Here is an 18,618-nt window from a genome sequence, read left to right as displayed (position 1 = left end):
TACAGCGTCAAAGTCAGGAAGGATTCGGCCAGTGGTGGATTGCGCCACGCCAGCTCTCGTAGGTTTTAGCGATTTGCAGCAGCCATTGATCGGCGAAACGCGGGGCGATCATCTGCAAGCCGATAGGCATGCCATCGGCAGCGAAACCGCAGTTGATCGACAGCGCCGGTTGTTCGCCCATGTTCCAGGGCACCGTGAACACAATGTGTTCGAACGGCAGTTGTGGGTCGTTGCTGGGTGATGGCCACTCGGCAGGGAAGGCGTTGACCTGGTTGGTGGGGGACAGCACCAGGTCGAGTTCGGTGAACACCTGCGCGGCGCGGCGGCGCATTTCGAAGGTCTGGTTGAAGCCTTTAACGGCCTGTACGCCGCTGACCTCGGCGCCCGGCGCGGCCCAGTCGCGGATATACGGCAAGACCTTGTCGAACTGCTCGCTGCTCAGCGCGGACAAGTCACCCCACTGGCGGGCGCGCCAGAAATGGTCGAGGCCGTCGAGTTGTGCGCGGTCCATGATCGGCGGGATCAGCGTGACCTTGGCGCCGTGGGCTTCGAACAGCCGCGCGGCTTGCTCCACTGCTTCACACACGAAGCCTTCAGGCTGCATGCCCACGCCGGGCTCGAGCATCAGGCCGACGCGCAGGCCCTTGACCGACAACGGCTGGTTGCTCCATTGGGTGGTGAGTGGCGGCAGGCTGGTGGCGTCTCGGGCATCGGGCCGGGCCAGGTGTTGCATCAACAGTACGCAGTCATCGACGCTGCGGGTCATGGGCCCGGCGGCGCGGCCGGTGTAATACGGGTCGATGGGGATGCGTCCCAGGGTCGGCTTGAATCCCACCAGGCCGCACCAGGCGGCGGGCAGGCGCACCGAGCCGCCGATGTCGGTGCCCACGTGCAGCGGGCCATAACCGGCGGCGGCCGCAGCGGCGGCACCGGAGCTGGAACCGCCGGTGTTGTTGGCGGTATTCCACGGGTTGCGGGTGATGCCGTGGAAGCTCGACAGTCCGGAAGACAGCATGCCGAAATCCGGGTTGGTGGTCTTGGCCAGGATAATCGCCCCTGCTTCACGCATACGGGCTGCGGGCGGTGCGTCCTTGAGGGCAGGGGTCAGGCGGGTGGCGGCGCTGCCGAGGGGAATGGGCACGCCCTCGGTGGCGATCAATTCCTTGAGGGTCACCGGTACACCGTCGAGGGCACCGTTGGGTTGGCCCTTGTTCCAGCGTTCGGTGGAGGCCTGGGCCTGCTGGCGCACCTGTTGCGGGTCGAAGGCATAGAGCGCGTTGATCTGCGGCTCCCAACGGTCGATATGGGCCAGGAGCTGGTCGTAGTAGTCGATGGGCGCGAGTTGCCGGCTGGCAAATTGCGCCAGCAGTTCGGCAGCCGTAAGGGTGTGCAGGTCAGTCATCGAACGCTTCCTTGTGATGGGCCGGCTGGCTCATGGCGGGTTGCAGTAGGGACGACTATATAAACCCCAGTGTGACGCGGCCATTACAATCGGTGCAGTTCAGTGTTGCGTTTTTGTGTGCACTGAAACCGACGGGTAGATGTGGGATATGGCTGGAAGGTTTACTGTTCGGCAGGCGGACCTCAGGCGCAGGCGCCTGGCGTCTTTTTCTTGCGTGCCGACGGACGACGATAGCTCCGGGTAGGCTGGGGTTTTGCCCGTGTGCGGGATTGGAAAGACATCCACGTCGCAGGATCAAAGCGGGTGGCTGATACCACCGCTTCCTGGAGCAGCATGATGGAAATGGCGTCTGACGCATCCGGGTATTCAGTATCGAGGATGATTTCCAGGGTGTCCTTGTCGCGATAGCCGCTGCAGGTCGGAATCAGACTGAAGGCGTGATCTATACCTTCGGACTCATTCGGCTCGCAGATGGATGAAACGACGCCCACATAAACATTCCGATCGTTCAGCGTGAACATGCATTGAGAGCCGCGCGCAATGGATTCCCTGAGCAGGGTCCTGAGGGGGCGCCCCGTTAGAAGCTCGAGCATCAATTGCTGGTTCAGTTCCTCCTCTGAAGCAAGTTGCAGTCGTCGTCGACGCCAACGCACAAATAATCGCGCCCAGCAGTAGGGAATGATCATGGCTGTCAGGCCGACCTGGAGCAAAAATACCCAGAGGCCATGATTTCTCTCGGTGGCAATATCCAGCTCTATCAGCAGCTTGCCCAGATAAGCACTGTAATCAATGGGGATTGTCTGGCCAGCCAGTTGCAGCGGCTGTTTGGACAGGCAAAGAATCAAGGTGGTCAGTACGAACGACAGTACGAGGCAGGTCCAGCCTAATCTTGCGACCTGTAGATAGAGTAACTGGCCCTCAAAGCGGTGGAGGCGGCAGTAATGGCCGGGGTGTTTCAAACACACCAAATAGCCACTCACCAGTAACGGCAGTATCAGTAGTAGCCCCATGGGTTATTTGAATATCAGTTCACGTATCTTGCGCTTGTGTTCCTTGAACTCGGGTGAGTTGGCGATTTCCGCCGGGTCGACAGAAATTCCCCACTCACCCACTATCCTCATGGTTTTGTACCGCTTGATAGCCCTGATATTTTCCAGATCTTCCTCAGTGGGTTTCTTGAACCACGCAAACGACTCAAACATGACCGGCACCCTCGAAAAAAAGTAGTCGGTTTTATAGCAAGAGCCGTTTTTACCGACTACTGATGGCCCCCATCCAGAACTCCCCGCGTATCGTAGGAAACGTCCTCAGTTGCTCCAACGGTCTAAAACGTCGGCGGCGTAATCACCCAAATCACCACCGCATCCACCTTCCCGGGGTTGCCGTACCGATGAGGCTCACTGCTGGGGAAGCTGAAACTGTCGCCTTCAGCCAGCTGAAAATGCCGCTCGCCCACCCACAACTCAAACGTTCCACTCAACACATAACCCGCTTCTTCACCCTCATGGCTATAGCTCTGCTGGCTGTAGGTGCCCGGCGGAAAACGCGAATGCAGCATCTCCAGCTGATGATTGGGCAGGGGCGTCAGCAACTGGTCGACGATCCCGTCTTCATAATGAATGCTCTGGCGATTGTTCTTGCGCACCACAAAACCTTCATCCTCCGCTGCCGGCGTGGTCTCGCTGGCAAAAAACCACTGGATCGTCACCCCCAGGCTGCGGGCGATATTGAACAGGGCCGGGATCGACGGGTAGGCGAGGTTGCGTTCCAGTTGGCTGATATAGCCGGCCGTCAATTCGCTTATCTGCGCCAATTCGGTAAGCGTCATGCCCCGGGCCTTGCGCAAGCCGCGGATGCGGGTGCCGAGAAACAGCTGTGGCGGTTGGTCGTTCAAATGTCCCACGCTACCTTCAATCCTTCATAAATCGCCTCTTCGGCGGTACGCGGCGCCAGGCAATCGCCGATGCGCCTGAACGCCACCAGGCCTTCCAGTTCCGCGCCCAGAGTGTCCACCGGCTGGTGGCCCTGGCACAACACCAGGGTGTCGATATTTTCCAGCAACATCGGCTCGCCGCTGGCGGTGTGTTGCAGGTAGACGGTGGTGTCGTCGCAGCCGTACAAACGGGCGTAAGGGATGATCGGAATGCCCAGCCGGTGCAGTTCGCCGGCCAGTTGATCACGCACGTATAACGGCAGGTTTTCCCCGCAATGGGTGCCGTTCACCGCCAGTTGCACCTGATGGCCGGCGCGGGTGAGGCGCTCGGCAATGCCCGGGCCGATCCAGTCGCAACGCCAATCCACCACGACCACCGAACGGCCCAGCGGCACCTCGTCGCGCAGTACTTGCCAGGCGTCCACCACCTGTAGCTCGCCGCCGCGTTCGAAGGCCGGCCAATAGGGCTCGGCGCCGGTGGCGATGATCACCAGGTCAGGTTGTTCGCGTTCCACCAATGCGCGGTCGACGCGGGTGTTGCGCACTACGCGAACCCCGGCCAGTTCCATCTCGCGCTGCAGGTTGGTACTGGCGCCGCCGAACTCGCTGCGTCGTGGCAGCAACTGTGCGAGGAGCACCTGGCCGCCCAGTTGGGCGCTGGCTTCATACAAGGTCACTTCGTGCCCGCGTTGCGCCGCCACGGCCGCGGCTTTCATTCCTGCCGGGCCGCCGCCGGCGACCATAATCCGCTTGCGTCGCAGTGCCGGTTGCAACTGGCCAAACTGCAATTCGCGGCCGGTCTCGGGGTGCTGGATGCAGGAGATCGGCAAGCCTTTGTGGAAGTGTCCGATGCAGGCCTGATTGCAGGCGATGCACGCCCGTACATCCTCGGCATGGCCGCTTGAGGTTTTGGCCGGCATTCGCGGGTCGCAGATCAGCGCGCGGGTCATGCCGCACACGTCGGCCTGGCCGCGCTGCAGCATCAACTCGGCTTCCTGAGGCTGGTTGATGCGCCCGGTGACGAACAGCGGAATCGACAGGCCGGCCTTGAACGTCGCCGCTTCTGCCGCCAGGTACGCGGGGGCAATGGCCATGGGCGGCACGATATGGATTGCGCCGCCGAGGGAGGCCGAGGTGCCGGCGACGATGTGCACATAATCCAGCTGTGATTGCAGCTGTTGCACGGCGGCCAGGGAGTCATCTTCTGTCAGGCCTTCGGGGTCGCGCTCATCCGCAGAGATGCGCAAACCGATGATGAAATGCTCGTCGGTTTCGGCACGCACAGAGGCGATGATCTCCCGCAGAAAACGCAGGCGTTGTTCCAGCTCACCGTTGTAGCCGTCGGTACGGCGATTGACTCGCGGGTTGAGAAATTGCGCCGGCAGATAACCATGGCTCGCGACCACCTCCACACCGTCAATCCCGGCCTGGTACAGACGCCTCGCCGCTGCGCCGTAGCCCGCGATGATCTCGTCGATCATTGCCTGGTCAAGGGCGCGCGGCATCACCCTGAACCGCTCGTTGGGCACCCCGGAAGCCGAGTAAGCCACTGCCAGCAAGCCATCGGCCGACTCCATGATTTCCCGCCCCGGATGGAAAATCTGCGACAGCACCACGGTGCCGTGGGCATGACAGGTTTCGGCCAGTTGGCGGTAGCCGTCGATGCAGCTGTCATCGGTGGCCATCAGCACATGGGAGGTGTAGCGGGCGCTGTCATGCACCCCGGCGACCTGCAACACAATCAGCCCCACACCGCCCTCGGCGCGTGCCCGGTGGTAGGCGATCAACTGCTCGTTGACCCGGTTGTCGGTGGGCATCGAGGTGTCGTGCCCACTGGACATGATGCGGTTTTTCAGGCGTTTGCCGCGCAGCGTCAACGGTTCAAAAAGATGCGGAAAGGCATGGGGCGACATGGTGCGGATACTCCAGGCGCTGTTGTTATTATTTTTCTATAGGAGGTCAGCCCCAGTAAAAAATCAACTTGTTTTTTTACTGGGGACTGGATTAGCGTCAGCCACATCACCCACCCGCCTGGAGAATAAAAAATGACTGGGGCCACCGAACGACAGCTGCGTGAAGAGCTTGCCGCCTGCTACCGGCTGATCGCGCACTTTCGCATGAGCGACCTGATCTTCACCCATATCTCGGTGCGCATTCCCGGGCCTGAACACCACTTTTTGATCAACCCCTATGGGCTGATGTTCGAGGAGATCACCGCGTCCAGCCTGGTGAAGATCGGCCTGGACGGACGTGCGGTCGAGGCGTCGGCCCATGGGGTCAACCCGGCGGGGTTCGTGATTCACAGCGCGATTCACGGCGCCCGCGAAGACGCTCAGTGCGTGCTGCACACTCACACCCGCGCCGGGTGTGCGGTGGCGGCGCTGGAGTGCGGGCTGTTGCCGGTGAACCAGATTTCCATGGAGTTCTACGGCAAGGTCGCCTACCACGACTACGAAGGCGTGGCGCTGGACATGGACGAGCAACAACGACTGGTTCGCGACCTCGGCGACAAGCCGGTGCTGATGTTGCGTAACCATGGTTTGTTGACGGTGGGGGAGACGGTCAGCCAGGCCTTCCTGCGCATGTACTACCTGGAGAAGGCCTGTGATATCCAGCTTGCCGCCCAGGCGTGCGGCAAGCTGATCCTGCCGCCTGCAGACGTGTGTGAATACACCGAGCGGCAGTTCAATGAGCCTGGCCGGTCATTGGAAGAGGGCGAACTGGCAGACCTGGACGCCATGCAACTGGCGTGGGCGGCTTTGCTGCGGTTGCTGGATCGGGTGTCGCCGGGTTTCCGGGAGTGAGGTAGAGTCGTCCAGCCGACTCTACCCAAGGACACCGCCTCATGACCCAGGAATCCCGTTTCTCCCGTATGGAGCCGGAGTTGCGCAAGGCCAATCTGGTCCAGGCGACGCTGGTGTGCCTCAAGCGCCACGGTTTCCAGGGGGCCTCGATTCGCAAGATCAGCGCCGAGGCCGGGGTGTCGGTGGGGCTGATCAGTCATCACTACTCGGGCAAGGATGAACTGGTGGCGGAGGCTTATCGGTCGATCACCGGGCAGGTCATGGACTTGCTGCGCGATGCCATGGCCAAGGCGCCGCCCAGCCCGCGGGAGCGGCTGTCGGCGTTCTTTCGCGGCTCGTTCTCGCCCGAGTTGCTGGACCCGCAACTGCTGGATGCGTGGCTGGCATTCTGGGGCGCGGTCAAGACTGCGCCGGCGATCAACCAGGCTCACGAGCATTCCTATGGCGAGTACCGCACCATCATGCGTTCAGCCTTGGCAGACATGGCCGCTGAAGAAGCATGGGAGCGCTTTGACGCCGACCTGGCAGCCATCGCCTTGAGCGCCTTGCTCGACGGTTTGTGGCTGGAATCGGGGCTCAACCCCGGCACGTTCACCCCGGAGCAGGGCATCCAGATCTGCGAAGCCTGGGTCGATGGCTTGCAGTCCGGCGGCCGCAAGCGCTTCCAGATCAAACCCTGAACTGACGATTTCTCGCTGCCTGGACGCCACGTCCAGGCCGGCATTCCCCCTCGAAAAATATTTGCAGTTACCCGATTGCCTCCTTACTGAACACTCGTTTAGTATCGCCCCATGTCGCACCCCTCAAGCCAATTAAAATAATTCGAGGATTCCATGACTACAGATCCGTCCGTGCTCACTCAAGTGCAAGCAGGCGTTGCCTGGATCACCCTCAATCGCGGCGCCCAGCGCAACGCCCTGGACATCCCGACCCTCAAGCACCTGCATGCATTGCTGGACGGTTTCAACAGCGACCCGGCTGTGCGCGTGGTGGTGTTGACCGGCACTGGTCGCAGCTTCTGCGCCGGTGCAGACCTCGCCGAATGGGCCGACGCCGAAGCCCGTGGTGCCCTCGAAACCTACGGCTGGACCGAAACCGCCCACGCCTTGATGACCCGCCTGCACACCCTCGACAAACCTACCCTCGCTGCCATCAACGGTACTGCGGTCGGCGCCGGCATGGACCTGACGCTGTGCTGTGACCTGCGTGTAGCCGCGCAATCGGCACGTTTCAAGGCTGGCTACACCAGCATGGCCTACTCGCCGGACGCCGGTGCCAGCTGGCATCTGCCGCGCCTGATCGGCAGCGAACAGGCCAAGCGCCTGCTATTCCTCGACGAATTGTGGAGTGCCGACCGCGCCCTGGCCGCCGGCCTGGTGGGCGAAGTGGTCGCCGATGAGCAACTGCATGCTCATGTCACTGAGCTGGCCACGCGCCTGGCCAACGGCCCGACCTTCGCCTTCGCCCAGACCAAAACCCTGATCCGTGAAGGCGCCGGGCGCAGCCTGCCCGAGCAGCTCCAGGCCGAACTCGCCGCCGGCTTGCTGTGCGGCCGCAGCGCCGACGGTGCTGAAGCCCTGCGCGCGTCGATGGAAAAGCGTCCCCCGAATTTCTCCGGCAACTGATTCCTCCTCAAAACACCCCTCGAACGATCGACAGGTAGCGCCATGAATTTCCAGCCCAGCCAAGAACAAGACATGTTGGTGGACGCGGTACGCAGTTTTGTTGCCAAGGAATTGTTGCCCCACGAGGAGGCGGTGGACCGCGCCGATGAAGTCTCGCCAGAGCTCGCCGCGCAGATCCGGGACAAGGCGATTGCCGCCGGGTTCTATGCCTTCAACATGCCGGAAGAGGTCGGCGGTGGCGGCCTGGATTACCTGTCCCAGGCGTTGATCGAGCGCGAGTTGTCGAAAGTCTCCTGGGCGCTGCACGTGTTTGTCGCCCGGCCCTCGAAGATCCTTATGGCCTGTACTGGCGCGCAGATTGGCGAGTACCTGTTGCCGTGCGTGCAGGGCAAGAAGATCGACTGTTTTGCCTTGACCGAACCGGGCGCCGGTTCCGACGCCAATGCGATCAAGACCCGCGCCGTGCGCAACGGCGATGACTTTGTGCTCAACGGCAGCAAGCATTTCATCAGCCATGCCGGCCAGGCGGATTTCGCCATCGTGTTTGCCGTCACCGACACCTACGAACACAACGGCCGCCAGCGCAACGCCGTGACCTCGTTCCTGGTGGACCGTGGCACGCCGGGCATGACCATTCGCCGCGGCCCCAAGTGCGTCAGCAACCGCGGCTACCACACCTATGAAATGTTCTTCGACGACTGCCGCGTGCCGGCCTCCAAAATCCTCGGCGAAGTCGGCAAAGGCTGGGAGGTCGCCAACGCCTGGCTGACCGCAGGCCGCGTGATGGTGGCTGCCAACTGCGTTGGCCAGGCCCAGCGTGCGCTGGATGTGTCGCTGCAATGGGCGGCGGATCGCAAACAGTTCGGCCAGCCCATCGGCACCTATCAAGGCATCTCGTTCAAGCTCGCCGACATGGCCACGCAAATCCGCGCGGCCGAACTGCTGACCCTGAACACCGCCTGGAAAATGGACCAGGGCACCATGACCGACGGCGAGGCCGGCATGGCCAAGCTGTTTGCCAGCGAGGTGCTGGGCAAGGTCGCTGACGAGGCCGTGCAGATTTACGGCGGCATGGGCTTGATGGACGAAGGGCCGGTGGAGCGCATCTGGCGCAACGCGCGGATCGAACGGATCTGGGAAGGCACTTCGGAAATCCAGCGCCATATTATTGCCCGCGAGCTGTTGCGGCCGTTGTTGCGCTGATCGGGTCGGAGAACGCTTATGTCCCAGGCTATTCGCGACAATCTCAAGCGCCTGCTGGCGCCCCGTCACCTGGCATTCGTCGGTGGGCGCAGCATGGCCCGCGCCCTCAAGCGCTGTGCCGAGGGCGGTTTTGCCGGCCAGATGTGGCTGGTCAACCCGCAGCATGACAGCCTCGACGGTATTCCCTGTGTACGCCGCGTAGCTGATTTGCCATGCGGCCCGGACGCAGTGTTTATCGCCACCAACCGCGAGCTGACTTTGACCTGCGTTGCCGAACTGGCGGCCATCGGCACCGGTGGCGCCATCTGCTACGCCTCCGGGTTTGCCGAAACCGGCGCCGAGGGCCTGGCCTTGCAGCAACAACTGCTTAAGGCGGCTGGCGGGATGGCGCTGCTGGGCCCCAATTGCTATGGCCTGCTGGATTACCTGCACAGCTCGGCGTTGTGGCCGGTGGCCCATGGCGGCAAGCCGGTAGAGAAGGGCGTTGCGGTGCTGACCCAGAGCGGCAACTTCGCCTACAACCTGTCCATGAGCGACCGTTCGCTGCCGGTGGCCTATATGGCGTCGGTGGGCAACCAGGCGCAATTGGGCGTTGCTGAACTGATGGATGTGCTGCTCGACGAGCCGCGCGTCACGGCCATCGGCTTGCACCTGGAAGGCTTGAAGAATGTGCCGGGGTTCGCCCGTGCGGCCCATAAGGCGCTGGAAAAAGGCATTCCGATCATCGCCCTGAAAACCGGCGTGTCGCAGATCGGCGCCGAGTTGGCCTTGAGTCATACCAGTTCGTTGTCGGGTTCAGACGCGTTGTACGACAGCCTGTTTGCGCGCCTGGGCGTGATCCGGGTCAGCGGCCCGGTGAGTTTTGTCGAGACCCTGAAAGCCGCGGCCTGCGGTAACTTACCGGCGGGCAACAGCCTGATCGCCCTGGCCTGTTCCGGTGGCGATGCCGGGTTGATTGCCGACTACGCCGAGCGCAACGATTTAAGCCTGCCCAAACTCAATGAGGGCCAGCGTTCGGAACTGACGCAGGTACTGCCGAGCTATGCCAATCTGGTCAATCCGCTGGATTTCACCACGGCCATCTGGGGCAACAGCGAAGCCCTCAATATCATGCTCGATACGGCACTGCGCACCGACGCGGATGCGGCGATGCTGGTGCTCGACTACCCGGCGGAATTTACCGGTGAGCGCAAGGAATGCGACCTGCTGCTGGAGCTGTTTTGCAGTGCGCTGACTCGCCATGGCAAGTCCGGGTTTGTGACCTCGGCATTCCCCGAATTGTTGCCGGCTCACGCTCGCGAGCGTCTGCATGCTCAAGGTGTTGCCGCGTTGCAAGGCGTGGAAGATGCGCTGGCGGCCTGGGGCCGGATTGCCGACTACCAAAACAATCGCCGGGCGCTGCTGGCCCGTGGTGAATCGGTACTGGTGCCGCTGTGCCCGCAAGCGCTGGAAGCACTCGGACAGTCGCTTAACGAGTGGGATTCCAAGCAGGCTTTGCGTGCTTTCGGCCTGACCACGCCGGCCGGCGTCTTGAGTACGCCAGCGCGGGCCATCGCCGATGCCAAAGTGCTGGGCTACCCACTGGTACTCAAGGCCGTCAGTGCCGACCTCCCGCATAAAACCGAAGCGGGCGCCGTGGCACTCAACCTGCAGGACGGCTTCGCCTTGACTGCGGCCCTGGCCCATATGCGTGAGCAGATTGCTGCCTATGCGCCGGATGTACCGTTCGATCACCTGCTGTTGGAATCCATGGCCACGCCGCCGTTGGCCGAGTTGATTGTGGGCATCAAGCGCGAAAACGATTTCGGCCTGGCGCTGGTGATTGGCGCCGGTGGAATCCTCGTGGAGTTGCTCAAGGACAGTCGCAGCCTGCTGCTGCCGACCACCGACGACGCGATTCGCAATGCCTTGCTCAGCCTGCGCAGCGCGGCATTGCTGCAAGGTTTTCGCGGGCGGGAAGTGGCTGACATGGAGGCGCTGGTGGCGGCTATTCGTGCGGTGGCCGACTACGCCTGCGCCAACGCCGGGCAGTTGCTGGAACTCGATGTAAACCCATTGCTGGTCAATGCCCGGGGCGCCACGGCGGTCGATGCATTGATCCGTCTCGCCCAGGCGTGAAGGAGATGACGATGCAAAGCAAAACCTTGACGGGCGGCCAGGCCCTGGTGCGATTGCTGGCCAACTATGGCGTCGACACGGTGTTCGGGATTCCCGGCGTGCACACGTTGGAGCTGTATCGCGGTTTGCCCGGCAGCGGCATTCGTCACGTTCTGACGCGCCATGAGCAGGGCGCCGGTTTTATGGCCGACGGTTATGCGCGGGTCAGCGGCAAGCCAGGCGTGTGTTTCATCATCACCGGGCCGGGGGTGACCAACGCCGCCACGGCGATCGGACAGGCGTATGCCGACTCGATTCCGCTGTTGGTGATTTCCAGCGTCAACCACACCGCCAGCCTCGGTAAGGGGTGGGGCTGCCTGCATGAAACCCAGGACCAGCGCGCGATGACCGCGCCCATCACCGCGTTTTCAGCGGTGGCCTTGAGTGCCGAGGATTTGCCGGAGTTGATCGCGCGGGCCTACGCGGTATTCGACAGTGAGCGGCCACGGCCGGTGCATATTTCGGTGCCGCTGGATGTGCTGTCGGCGCCGATCAAGCGCGACTGGAGCAATGACGTGGTACGCCGTCCCGGGCGAGGTCTGCCGTCGGCTGAAAGCCTCGATCAGGCCGTGGCGAAACTGGTTGCGGCCAAGCGGCCGATGATCATTGCCGGTGGCGGCGCACTGTTGGCGGCCGAGGCCTTGCAGCGCTTGAGCACACAACTGGCGGCGCCGTTTTTCAGCAGTGTTGCCGGAAAGGGTTTATTGCCGGTGGAGCATCCGTTGAATGCCGGTTCGACCTTGTGCGTCGACCCCGGCTGGCAGCTCATCGCCGAGGCGGACGTGGTGTTGGCCATCGGCACCGAAATGGCCGACACCGATTTTTGGCGTGAGCGCCTGCCGATTAACGGCGAGCTGCTGCGAGTGGATATCGACCCGCGCAAGTTCAACGATTTCTATCCTTGCGCCGTCGCGTTGCACGGTGACGCCCGGCAAACGACGCTGGCTTTGCTGGGGCGCTTGCCAGCCACGCCGCGCAACGCGGACGCCGCCACTGTTGCGGTCGCGACGTTACGCCAGGCAGTCAGCAGCGGCCATGGCCCGTTGCAACGGATTCACCAGGCGATTCTCGACCGCGTCGCCGCCGAGTTGCCCACCAATGCCTTCATCAGCAGTGACATGACCCAACTGGCCTACACCGGTAACTACGCGTTCCCCAGCAACGCCACCCGCAGTTGGCTGCATCCCACCGGCTACGGCACCTTGGGCTATGGCCTGCCGGCCGGTATCGGCGCCAAGTTCGGCGCGCCTGAACGGCCTGGCCTGGTGCTGGTGGGCGACGGCGGCTTTCTCTACACCGCCCAGGAACTGGCCACAGCGGTGGAAGAGCTGGACAGCCCGCTGGTGGTATTGCTGTGGAACAACGACGCCCTCGGGCAAATTCGCGACGACATGCTGAACCTGGACATCGAACCCATCGGCGTACTGCCGCGCAACCCGGACTTCGCCGCGCTGGCGCGGGCGTTCGGCTGCACGGTCAGCGAGCCACAGAACCTGGATGAGCTGCAGACGGATTTGCGTAATGGTTTCAAGCGCAACGGCGTGACCTTGATCGAGTTGAAGCATGCCTGTGTGAACCTTTAGAGGAGCAACACCATGAGCGAAAACAACAACAAAATGACTCAAGCGATGCACCGACGGGATTTCCTCAAACACAGCGCTGTAGCCGGTGCCGTGGCCGCCGCTTTTTCCATGGGCCTGCCGCTGCAGGCCTTTGCCGAAGAGGCCACGCCCAAGCCGGGCGGCGTGCTGCGCATGGGGCTGGCCGGCGGCAGCACCACCGACTCCCGCGACCCTGGCTCCTGGGTCGACACCTTCACCTTCGTCGGCTTTTCGGCGGTGTACAACACCCTCACCGAAATCGCGGTGGACGGTTCTGCCATCCCCGAATTGGCCGAAAGTTTCGAGTCGACGCCCGACGCCCGCATCTGGACTTTCAAACTGCGCCAAGGCGTGACCTTCCATAACGGCAAAGGCCTTACCGCTGAAGACGTGGTGGCCTCGATCAACCACCACCTGGACGCTAAATCCACCTCGGCGGCCAAGACGGTGCTCGGTGATGTGGCCAGCGTCAGCGCCAAGGGCAATGACGCGGTAGTGTTCGAACTGCACTCGGGCAATGCCGATTTCGCCTATGTGGTCGCCGATTACCACCTGGTGATCATGCCCGCCAAGGACGGCGCCGCCGATTGGCAGGCCGGGATCGGCACCAGCGGTTATCGCCTGAAAAGTTTCGAGCCCGGCGTACGCATGGACCTGGAGCGCAACCCGGATTACTGGAAGCCGGGCCGGGCGCACTTCGCCAGCGCCGAGCTGTTGGCGATTGCCGACGGCGCAGCGCGGGTCAATGCGCTGGTCACCGGGCAGGTGGACGTGATCAACAAGGTCGACCTGAAAACCGTGGCCCTGCTCAAGCGCAATCCCACGCTGGTCATCGAAGAAACCAAAGGCGCCCAGCACTACACCTTCCCGATGCTGTGCGACAGCAACGAGTTCAAGAACAACGACATCCGCATGGCGATGAAGCATGCGATCAACCGCGAAACCCTGCTGGCCTCGGTGCTGCATGGCTATGGCCTGGTGGGCAACGACCATCCGATCCAGCCTGGTAGCCGCTTTATCAACGCGGCGCTGGAGCAGCGTACCTACGATCCGGACAAGTCGCGCTTCTACCTGCGCAAGGCCGGTGTCGAGTCGCTCAAGGTGCGCCTGCAAGCCTCCGATGCCGCCTACACCGGCGCAGTGGACGCCTCGGTGCTGTTCAAGGAACAGGCGCGCCAGGCCGGGATTGATATCGACGTCGTGCGCGAGCCGGCAGATGGGTACTTCTCCAACATCTGGATGAAACAGCCATTCACCACCTCGTTCTGGTACAGCAGCCTGACCGCCGACCGCATGTTCAGCATCGGCTACGCCAAGGGCGCGGCGTGGAACGAAACCCATTGGGATAACCCGCGCTTCAACCAGTTGCTCAACGCGGCGCGGGGCGAGATGAACGCGCCGGTGCGCCAGGAGATGTACAACGAAATGCAGAGCCTGTGCCGGGACGATGGCGGGGCGATTGTGCCGTTGTTCGCCAGCTCCGTGGCGGCCCGCTCGAACCGCGTCAGCCATGGACCGCTGACGGCGCCGTATGGGGAACTGGATGGGTTGCGGCTGATCGAGCGGTGGTGGCAGGCGTGAAGATTTCAGAAACGCCACAAGTCAACTGTGGGAGCGGGCTTGCTCGCGAATACGGTGTGTCAGTCAACACAGATGCAGACTGATCCACCGCTTTCGCGAGCAAGCCCGCTCCCACATTGGTCCTGTGTCGCCTTCGAGCGCATGCCAACTCATGAGAACCGAACATGAATAGCCTATTCAAACTGGTGCTCCAACGCCTGGCTCTCGGCCTGCTGTCTTTGTTCGCCGTCTCGGTGATCATCTTCCTGGCCGTCGGCATGCTTCCCGGCGATATCGCCCAGGCCATGCTTGGCCAGTCCGCCACGCCGGAAACCATCGCCGCGTTTCGCGCCCAACTGGGCCTCGACCTGCCGCCCCTGAGCCGGTTCGTGCAATGGCTGCTGCGCCTGCTGCACGGCGACCTCGGTGCGTCCCTGGCCAACCAGCGGCCCATCGCCGAACTGATCGGCGCACGCCTGGGCAACACCTTGCGCCTGGCGGCACTCGCCGCGCTGGTTTCGGTGCCCCTGGCGCTGGTGCTGGGCATGCTCGCCGCGCTGTACCGCAACAGCTGGTTCGACCGCCTGCTCAACACCTCGGCCCTGAGCGCGGTGTCGTTCCCCGAGTTTTTCGTCGCCTACCTGCTGATCCTGGTGTTTTCGGTCAAGCTCGGCTGGTTTCCCAGCCTGTCCAACCTGGCGCCGGACGCGTCATTCGGCACCATCCTCGAACGCTCGGTGCTGCCGGTGGTCACCCTGAGCCTGGTGGTGATCGCGCAGATGATGCGCATGACCCGCGCCTCGCTGATCAACCTGCTGGCCAGTCCGTACATCGAAATGGCCCGGCTCAAGGGCATCAGCCAGTCGCGGATTATCTGGCGCCACGCATTGCCTAATGCCTTGGCGCCGATCGTCAATGTGATCGCGCTCAACCTCGCTTACCTGGTGGTGGGCGTGGTGGTGGTCGAAGTGGTGTTTGTCTACCCGGGTTTGGGCCAGTTGCTGGTGGACTCGGTGTCCAAACGCGATATCCCGGTGGTGCAGGCGTGCAGCCTGATCTTTGCCGCCACCTACATCCTGCTCAACACCGGCGCCGATGTGCTGTCCATCGCCAGCAACCCACGCCTGATGCATCCCAAGGGGTAGACCATGAGCCTTCTGACACAACTGGCCCGGGCGCCATTGAGCGCGAAGTTCGGCCTGCTGATTATCGTGCTGTACGTGCTGGTGGCGCTGTTTGCACCGGTGCTCGCGCCCTATGGCGAAACCCAGGTGGTGGGCGACGGGTTTGCGCCCTGGAGCGGCCAGTTTTTGCTGGGTACCGATAACCTCGGGCGGGATATGTTCAGCCGCCTGGTGTATGGCGCGCGCAACACCCTGGGCATCGCCTTTTTGACGACGGTGCTGGCGTTTTTACTGGGCGGTTTGAGCGGCTTGGTTGCGGCGATCAAGGGTGGCTGGGTCGATCAGGGATTGTCGCGGGTGGTGGACATCCTGATGGCGATCCCGCAGTTGATCTTCGCCTTGCTGATTCTTAGCGTTGTCGGCACCAATGCCACCTCGCTGGTATTGGTGATTGCACTGCTGGACTCGACCCGGGTGTTTCGCCTGTCCCGGGCCGTGGCGATGACCGTGGTGGTGCAGGAATTTGTCGAAGCCGCGCGCCTGCGCGGGGAAGGGCTCTGGTGGCTGGTCACCCGAGAAGTGCTACCCAACGCTGCTGCTCCGTTGATTGCCGAATTCGGCCTGCGCTTTTGCTTCGTGTTTTTGTTTATCAGCGCGCTGTCGTTCCTTGGCCTGGGCATTCAACCGCCCACCGCCGATTGGGGCAGCATGGTCCGCGACAATGCGGTGCTGATTACCTTTGGCGACATCAGCCCGTTGCTGCCGGCCCTGGCGGTGGCGTTGATCACCGTCAGCGTGAATTTTGTCGTCGACTGGATGCTGCATAAATCCAGCGGCCTGAAGGAGTGTTGAGGATGGACAAGCCATTGCTGGAAATCCGCAACCTGCAGGTTGAAGGGCATTACGAAGACGCCTGGCATCCGCTGATCAAGGGCATCGACCTGACCTTGCAACGGGGCGAGGTGCTGGGGTTGATTGGTGAGTCTGGCGCGGGTAAATCAACGTTGGGCCTGGCGGCGATGGGATTTGCCCGCGACGGTTGCCGCATCACCGGTGGCTCGGTGTGCTTTGACGGCATTCAGCTGTTGCAGGCCAAGCCTGAAGCGCTGCGCAAGCTGCGAGGATTGCGCATTGCCTACGTCGCGCAAAGCGCTGCCGCGTCGTTCAACCCGGCTCATCGGCTGATTGACCAGCACGTGGAAACCGCGGTGATCAACGGCGGCATCAGCCGCGCCCAGGCTGAACGCGAGGCGGTGGAGTTGTACCGCGTGCTGCGCCTGCCCAATCCGGAAACCATTGGCCAGCGTTACCCTCATCAGGTCTCCGGTGGGCAATTGCAACGGGTGATGACAGCCATGGCGATGGCCAGCCATCCCGACCTGATCATCTTCGACGAACCTACCACCGCCCTCGACGTCACCACCCAGATCGAAGTGCTGGCGGCGATTCGCGATGCGGTCAAAACCTTCGGCAGTGCCGCGCTGTATATCAGCCATGACCTGGCGGTGGTCGCACAGATGGCCGACCGCATCATGGTGCTGCGCCACGGCAAGCGGGTGGAGGAGGCCGAGACCCGGACCATGCTCAGCGCACCGCAGCAGGACTACACCAAATCCCTGTGGGCGGTACGCAGCTTTCGCACCGAACCCAAGGCCTGTCCGCAGCAGCAGGTGCCGTTGCTGGAAGTACGGCAGGTGTGCGCCAGCTACGGGCATCAACCGGTGCTGCACGACGTGTCGATGAGCCTGTATCGCGGCCAGACGCTGGCGGTGATCGGCGAGTCCGGCAGCGGCAAAAGCTCCACCGCACGCGTGATTACCGGGTTGCTGCCGGCTACGGCGGGGCAGGTGCTGTATGACGGCGAAGCGTTGCCGGCGGACTTTCGTCGACGCAGCAAGGAGCAGTTGCGGCGGATCCAGATGATCTACCAGATTCCCGATACTGCGCTGAACCCACGCCAGCGCATCGTCGACATCATCGGCCGGCCGCTGACCTTCTACCTCGGCCTCAAGGGCAAGGCCATGCGTGCCCGGGTCGCCGAGTTGCTGGAGATGATCGAGCTGGATCCGGCCATATTCATGGAGCGTCAGCCCCGTGAACTGTCCGGTGGCCAGAAGCAGCGAATCTGCATCGCCCGCGCCCTGGCGGCTGACCCACAACTGATCATCTGCGACGAAGTGACCTCGGCCCTGGACCAGTTGGTGGCCGAGGGCGTGCTGCAGCTGCTCAACCGCATCCAGCAGCAGTTGGGCGTGGCCTACCTGTTCATCACCCACGACGTTGCCACGGTGCGCGCCATCGCCGACGAAGTGGTGGTGATGCAGCGGGGCAGGGTGGTGGACCAAGGCAGCCGCAGCGCGATCTTCACCCCGCCGTATCAGGACTACACCGGCCTGCTGTTTTCATCGGAGCCGGAAATGGACCCCGACTGGCTCGACCACTTGCTGGCCGAACGGGCCGCGCTTACTTCTTGAGGAGTTTTTATGAAGGTGTTGATTGTCCATGCCCATCCTGAGCCGCAGTCGTTTACCGCGGCTTTGCGTGACCAGGCGATCGCTACCCTGCAAGCGCAGGGGCATGAGGTGCAGGTCAGCGATCTTTACGCGATGCACTGGAATCCCGTAGCCAGCGCCTCGGACTTCACCTCGCGGGAGAACCCCGAGTACCTGGTGTATGCCCTGGAGCAGCGACTGGGGGTGAAAAGCCAGTCCATTGCGGCGGATATCCAGCAGGAGTTGGACAAGCTGCTGTGGGCTGATCTGCTGATCCTCAACTTCCCGATCTTCTGGTTCTCGGCGCCCGCGATGCTCAAGGGCTGGATTGACCGGGTGCTGGTGTCGGGCGTGTGTTACGGCGGCAAGCGGTTTTATGATCAGGGTGGGCTCGCGGGCAAGAAAGCGCTGGTCACGGTGACCCTCGGCGGGCGCGAGCATATGTTTGGCGAGGGGGCGATTCATGGGCCTTTGGAGGACATGTTGCGGCCGATTCTGCGTGGCACGCTGGCGTATGTCGGGTTTGAAGTGCTCGAGCCGTTTGTGGCGTGGCATGTGCCGTATATCAGCGCCGAGGCTCGGCAGGGTTTTCTGCACAGGTACCAGCAGCGATTGGAAGGGCTGGCGGCTGACCAGCCGCTGGTGTTTCCCAAACTCGAGCAGTTTGATGAGGCGCTGTACCCACTTTAGTCAAGTGAATGAAGATCCAGTGTGGGA

The 18,618-nt window shown here is 62.5% G+C and carries 16 protein-coding genes; 11 read left to right on the top strand and 5 right to left on the bottom strand.

Annotated elements, in window-relative coordinates; translation table 11 throughout:
- Window positions 1-13: 13 nt before the first annotated feature.
- The 5 genes from HBJ59_RS29445 to HBJ59_RS29425 form a co-directional block, all read right to left on the bottom strand.
- Window positions 14-1,402 carry an amidase gene (locus HBJ59_RS29445; RefSeq protein WP_167665585.1) on the bottom strand — a complete coding sequence of 463 codons (1,389 nt, stop codon included), beginning with the start codon at window positions 1,400-1,402 and terminating at the stop codon, window positions 14-16.
- 182 nt (window positions 1,403-1,584) lie between these two features.
- Window positions 1,585-2,412 carry a hypothetical protein gene (locus HBJ59_RS29440; RefSeq protein ID WP_076016430.1) on the bottom strand — a complete coding sequence of 276 codons (828 nt, stop codon included), beginning with the start codon at window positions 2,410-2,412 and terminating at the stop codon, window positions 1,585-1,587.
- 3 nt (window positions 2,413-2,415) lie between these two features.
- Window positions 2,416-2,604, bottom strand: a complete 189-nt coding sequence (locus HBJ59_RS29435; protein ID WP_003208968.1) for a hypothetical protein — start codon at window positions 2,602-2,604, stop codon at window positions 2,416-2,418.
- 122 nt (window positions 2,605-2,726) lie between these two features.
- On the bottom strand, window positions 2,727-3,317 hold the full coding sequence (locus tag HBJ59_RS29430; RefSeq protein WP_178124301.1) for a cupin domain-containing protein: 591 nt from the start codon (window positions 3,315-3,317) through the stop codon (window positions 2,727-2,729).
- A complete protein-coding gene (locus HBJ59_RS29425) occupies window positions 3,293-5,248 on the bottom strand; it encodes an FAD-dependent oxidoreductase (protein ID WP_167665583.1) in 1,956 nt (651 codons plus the stop codon). The genes HBJ59_RS29430 and HBJ59_RS29425 overlap by 25 nt, the downstream gene beginning before the upstream one ends.
- A 132-nt stretch (window positions 5,249-5,380) precedes the next feature.
- On the opposite strand from HBJ59_RS29425, the gene HBJ59_RS29420 reads away from it, so the two are divergent.
- The 11 genes from HBJ59_RS29420 to HBJ59_RS29370 all read left to right on the top strand — a co-directional run bounded on the left by HBJ59_RS29420 (window position 5,381) and on the right by HBJ59_RS29370 (window position 18,591).
- Window positions 5,381-6,139, top strand: a complete 759-nt coding sequence (locus tag HBJ59_RS29420; RefSeq protein ID WP_076016427.1) for a class II aldolase/adducin family protein — start codon at window positions 5,381-5,383, stop codon at window positions 6,137-6,139.
- Between the two features lie 41 nt (window positions 6,140-6,180).
- Window positions 6,181-6,819 (top strand): TetR family transcriptional regulator C-terminal domain-containing protein, encoded by a 639-nt coding sequence (locus HBJ59_RS29415; protein WP_076016426.1) that lies wholly within the window; start codon window positions 6,181-6,183, stop codon window positions 6,817-6,819.
- Window positions 6,820-6,972: 153 nt separating this feature from the next.
- Window positions 6,973-7,764, top strand: a complete 792-nt coding sequence (locus tag HBJ59_RS29410; protein ID WP_076016425.1) for an enoyl-CoA hydratase/isomerase family protein — start codon at window positions 6,973-6,975, stop codon at window positions 7,762-7,764.
- Window positions 7,765-7,806: 42 nt separating this feature from the next.
- Window positions 7,807-8,967 (top strand): acyl-CoA dehydrogenase family protein, encoded by a 1,161-nt coding sequence (locus HBJ59_RS29405; RefSeq protein ID WP_167665582.1) that lies wholly within the window; start codon window positions 7,807-7,809, stop codon window positions 8,965-8,967.
- 18 nt (window positions 8,968-8,985) lie between these two features.
- Window positions 8,986-11,085 (top strand): acetate--CoA ligase family protein, encoded by a 2,100-nt coding sequence (locus tag HBJ59_RS29400; protein WP_167665581.1) that lies wholly within the window; start codon window positions 8,986-8,988, stop codon window positions 11,083-11,085.
- 11 nt (window positions 11,086-11,096) lie between these two features.
- Entirely contained in the window at window positions 11,097-12,707 is a 1,611-nt protein-coding gene (locus HBJ59_RS29395) for a 5-guanidino-2-oxopentanoate decarboxylase (RefSeq protein WP_167665580.1), read from the top strand.
- Window positions 12,708-12,719: 12 nt separating this feature from the next.
- Window positions 12,720-14,306: an ABC transporter substrate-binding protein gene (locus tag HBJ59_RS29390; RefSeq protein WP_167665579.1), complete on the top strand. Its 1,587-nt coding sequence runs from the start codon at window positions 12,720-12,722 to the stop codon at window positions 14,304-14,306.
- A gap of 164 nt (window positions 14,307-14,470) precedes the next feature.
- Complete coding sequence (locus HBJ59_RS29385; protein ID WP_143503627.1) at window positions 14,471-15,430, top strand: ABC transporter permease; 960 nt, start codon at window positions 14,471-14,473, stop codon at window positions 15,428-15,430.
- A 3-nt stretch (window positions 15,431-15,433) separates the two neighbouring features.
- Window positions 15,434-16,261 carry an ABC transporter permease gene (locus HBJ59_RS29380; RefSeq protein ID WP_167665578.1) on the top strand — a complete coding sequence of 276 codons (828 nt, stop codon included), beginning with the start codon at window positions 15,434-15,436 and terminating at the stop codon, window positions 16,259-16,261.
- 2 nt (window positions 16,262-16,263) lie between these two features.
- The gene (locus tag HBJ59_RS29375; protein WP_167665577.1) at window positions 16,264-17,883 is read left to right on the top strand and encodes an ABC transporter ATP-binding protein; all 1,620 of its coding nucleotides are present in this window, start codon (window positions 16,264-16,266) and stop codon (window positions 17,881-17,883) included.
- Window positions 17,884-17,892: 9 nt separating this feature from the next.
- Window positions 17,893-18,591 carry an NAD(P)H-dependent oxidoreductase gene (locus HBJ59_RS29370; RefSeq protein WP_167665576.1) on the top strand — a complete coding sequence of 233 codons (699 nt, stop codon included), beginning with the start codon at window positions 17,893-17,895 and terminating at the stop codon, window positions 18,589-18,591.
- Window positions 18,592-18,618: the final 27 nt, after the last annotated feature.

Origin of the sequence: Pseudomonas sp. AN3A02 (genome assembly GCF_011765255.1) — a bacterium.
Lineage (GTDB): Bacteria > Pseudomonadota > Gammaproteobacteria > Pseudomonadales > Pseudomonadaceae > Aquipseudomonas.
This window is presented reverse-complemented; position numbering and strand designations above follow the sequence as displayed.

Excerpts from the sequence above, each read along its gene's own strand:
- HBJ59_RS29445 (WP_167665585.1), bottom strand. The coding sequence starts at position 1,402 with ATGACTGACCTGCACACCCTTACGGCTGCCGAACTGCTGGCGCAATTT.
- HBJ59_RS29370 (WP_167665576.1), top strand. The coding sequence starts at position 17,893 with ATGAAGGTGTTGATTGTCCATGCCCATCCTGAGCCGCAGTCGTTTACC.
- HBJ59_RS29440 (WP_076016430.1), bottom strand. The coding sequence starts at position 2,412 with ATGGGGCTACTACTGATACTGCCGTTACTGGTGAGTGGCTATTTGGTG.
- HBJ59_RS29405 (WP_167665582.1), top strand. The coding sequence starts at position 7,807 with ATGAATTTCCAGCCCAGCCAAGAACAAGACATGTTGGTGGACGCGGTA.
- HBJ59_RS29375 (WP_167665577.1), top strand. The coding sequence starts at position 16,264 with ATGGACAAGCCATTGCTGGAAATCCGCAACCTGCAGGTTGAAGGGCAT.
- HBJ59_RS29385 (WP_143503627.1), top strand. The coding sequence starts at position 14,471 with ATGAATAGCCTATTCAAACTGGTGCTCCAACGCCTGGCTCTCGGCCTG.
- HBJ59_RS29420 (WP_076016427.1), top strand. The coding sequence starts at position 5,381 with ATGACTGGGGCCACCGAACGACAGCTGCGTGAAGAGCTTGCCGCCTGC.
- HBJ59_RS29400 (WP_167665581.1), top strand. The coding sequence starts at position 8,986 with ATGTCCCAGGCTATTCGCGACAATCTCAAGCGCCTGCTGGCGCCCCGT.
- HBJ59_RS29395 (WP_167665580.1), top strand. The coding sequence starts at position 11,097 with ATGCAAAGCAAAACCTTGACGGGCGGCCAGGCCCTGGTGCGATTGCTG.
- HBJ59_RS29435 (WP_003208968.1), bottom strand. The coding sequence starts at position 2,604 with ATGTTTGAGTCGTTTGCGTGGTTCAAGAAACCCACTGAGGAAGATCTG.
- HBJ59_RS29425 (WP_167665583.1), bottom strand. The coding sequence starts at position 5,248 with ATGTCGCCCCATGCCTTTCCGCATCTTTTTGAACCGTTGACGCTGCGC.
- HBJ59_RS29380 (WP_167665578.1), top strand. The coding sequence starts at position 15,434 with ATGAGCCTTCTGACACAACTGGCCCGGGCGCCATTGAGCGCGAAGTTC.
- HBJ59_RS29415 (WP_076016426.1), top strand. The coding sequence starts at position 6,181 with ATGACCCAGGAATCCCGTTTCTCCCGTATGGAGCCGGAGTTGCGCAAG.
- HBJ59_RS29410 (WP_076016425.1), top strand. The coding sequence starts at position 6,973 with ATGACTACAGATCCGTCCGTGCTCACTCAAGTGCAAGCAGGCGTTGCC.
- HBJ59_RS29390 (WP_167665579.1), top strand. The coding sequence starts at position 12,720 with ATGAGCGAAAACAACAACAAAATGACTCAAGCGATGCACCGACGGGAT.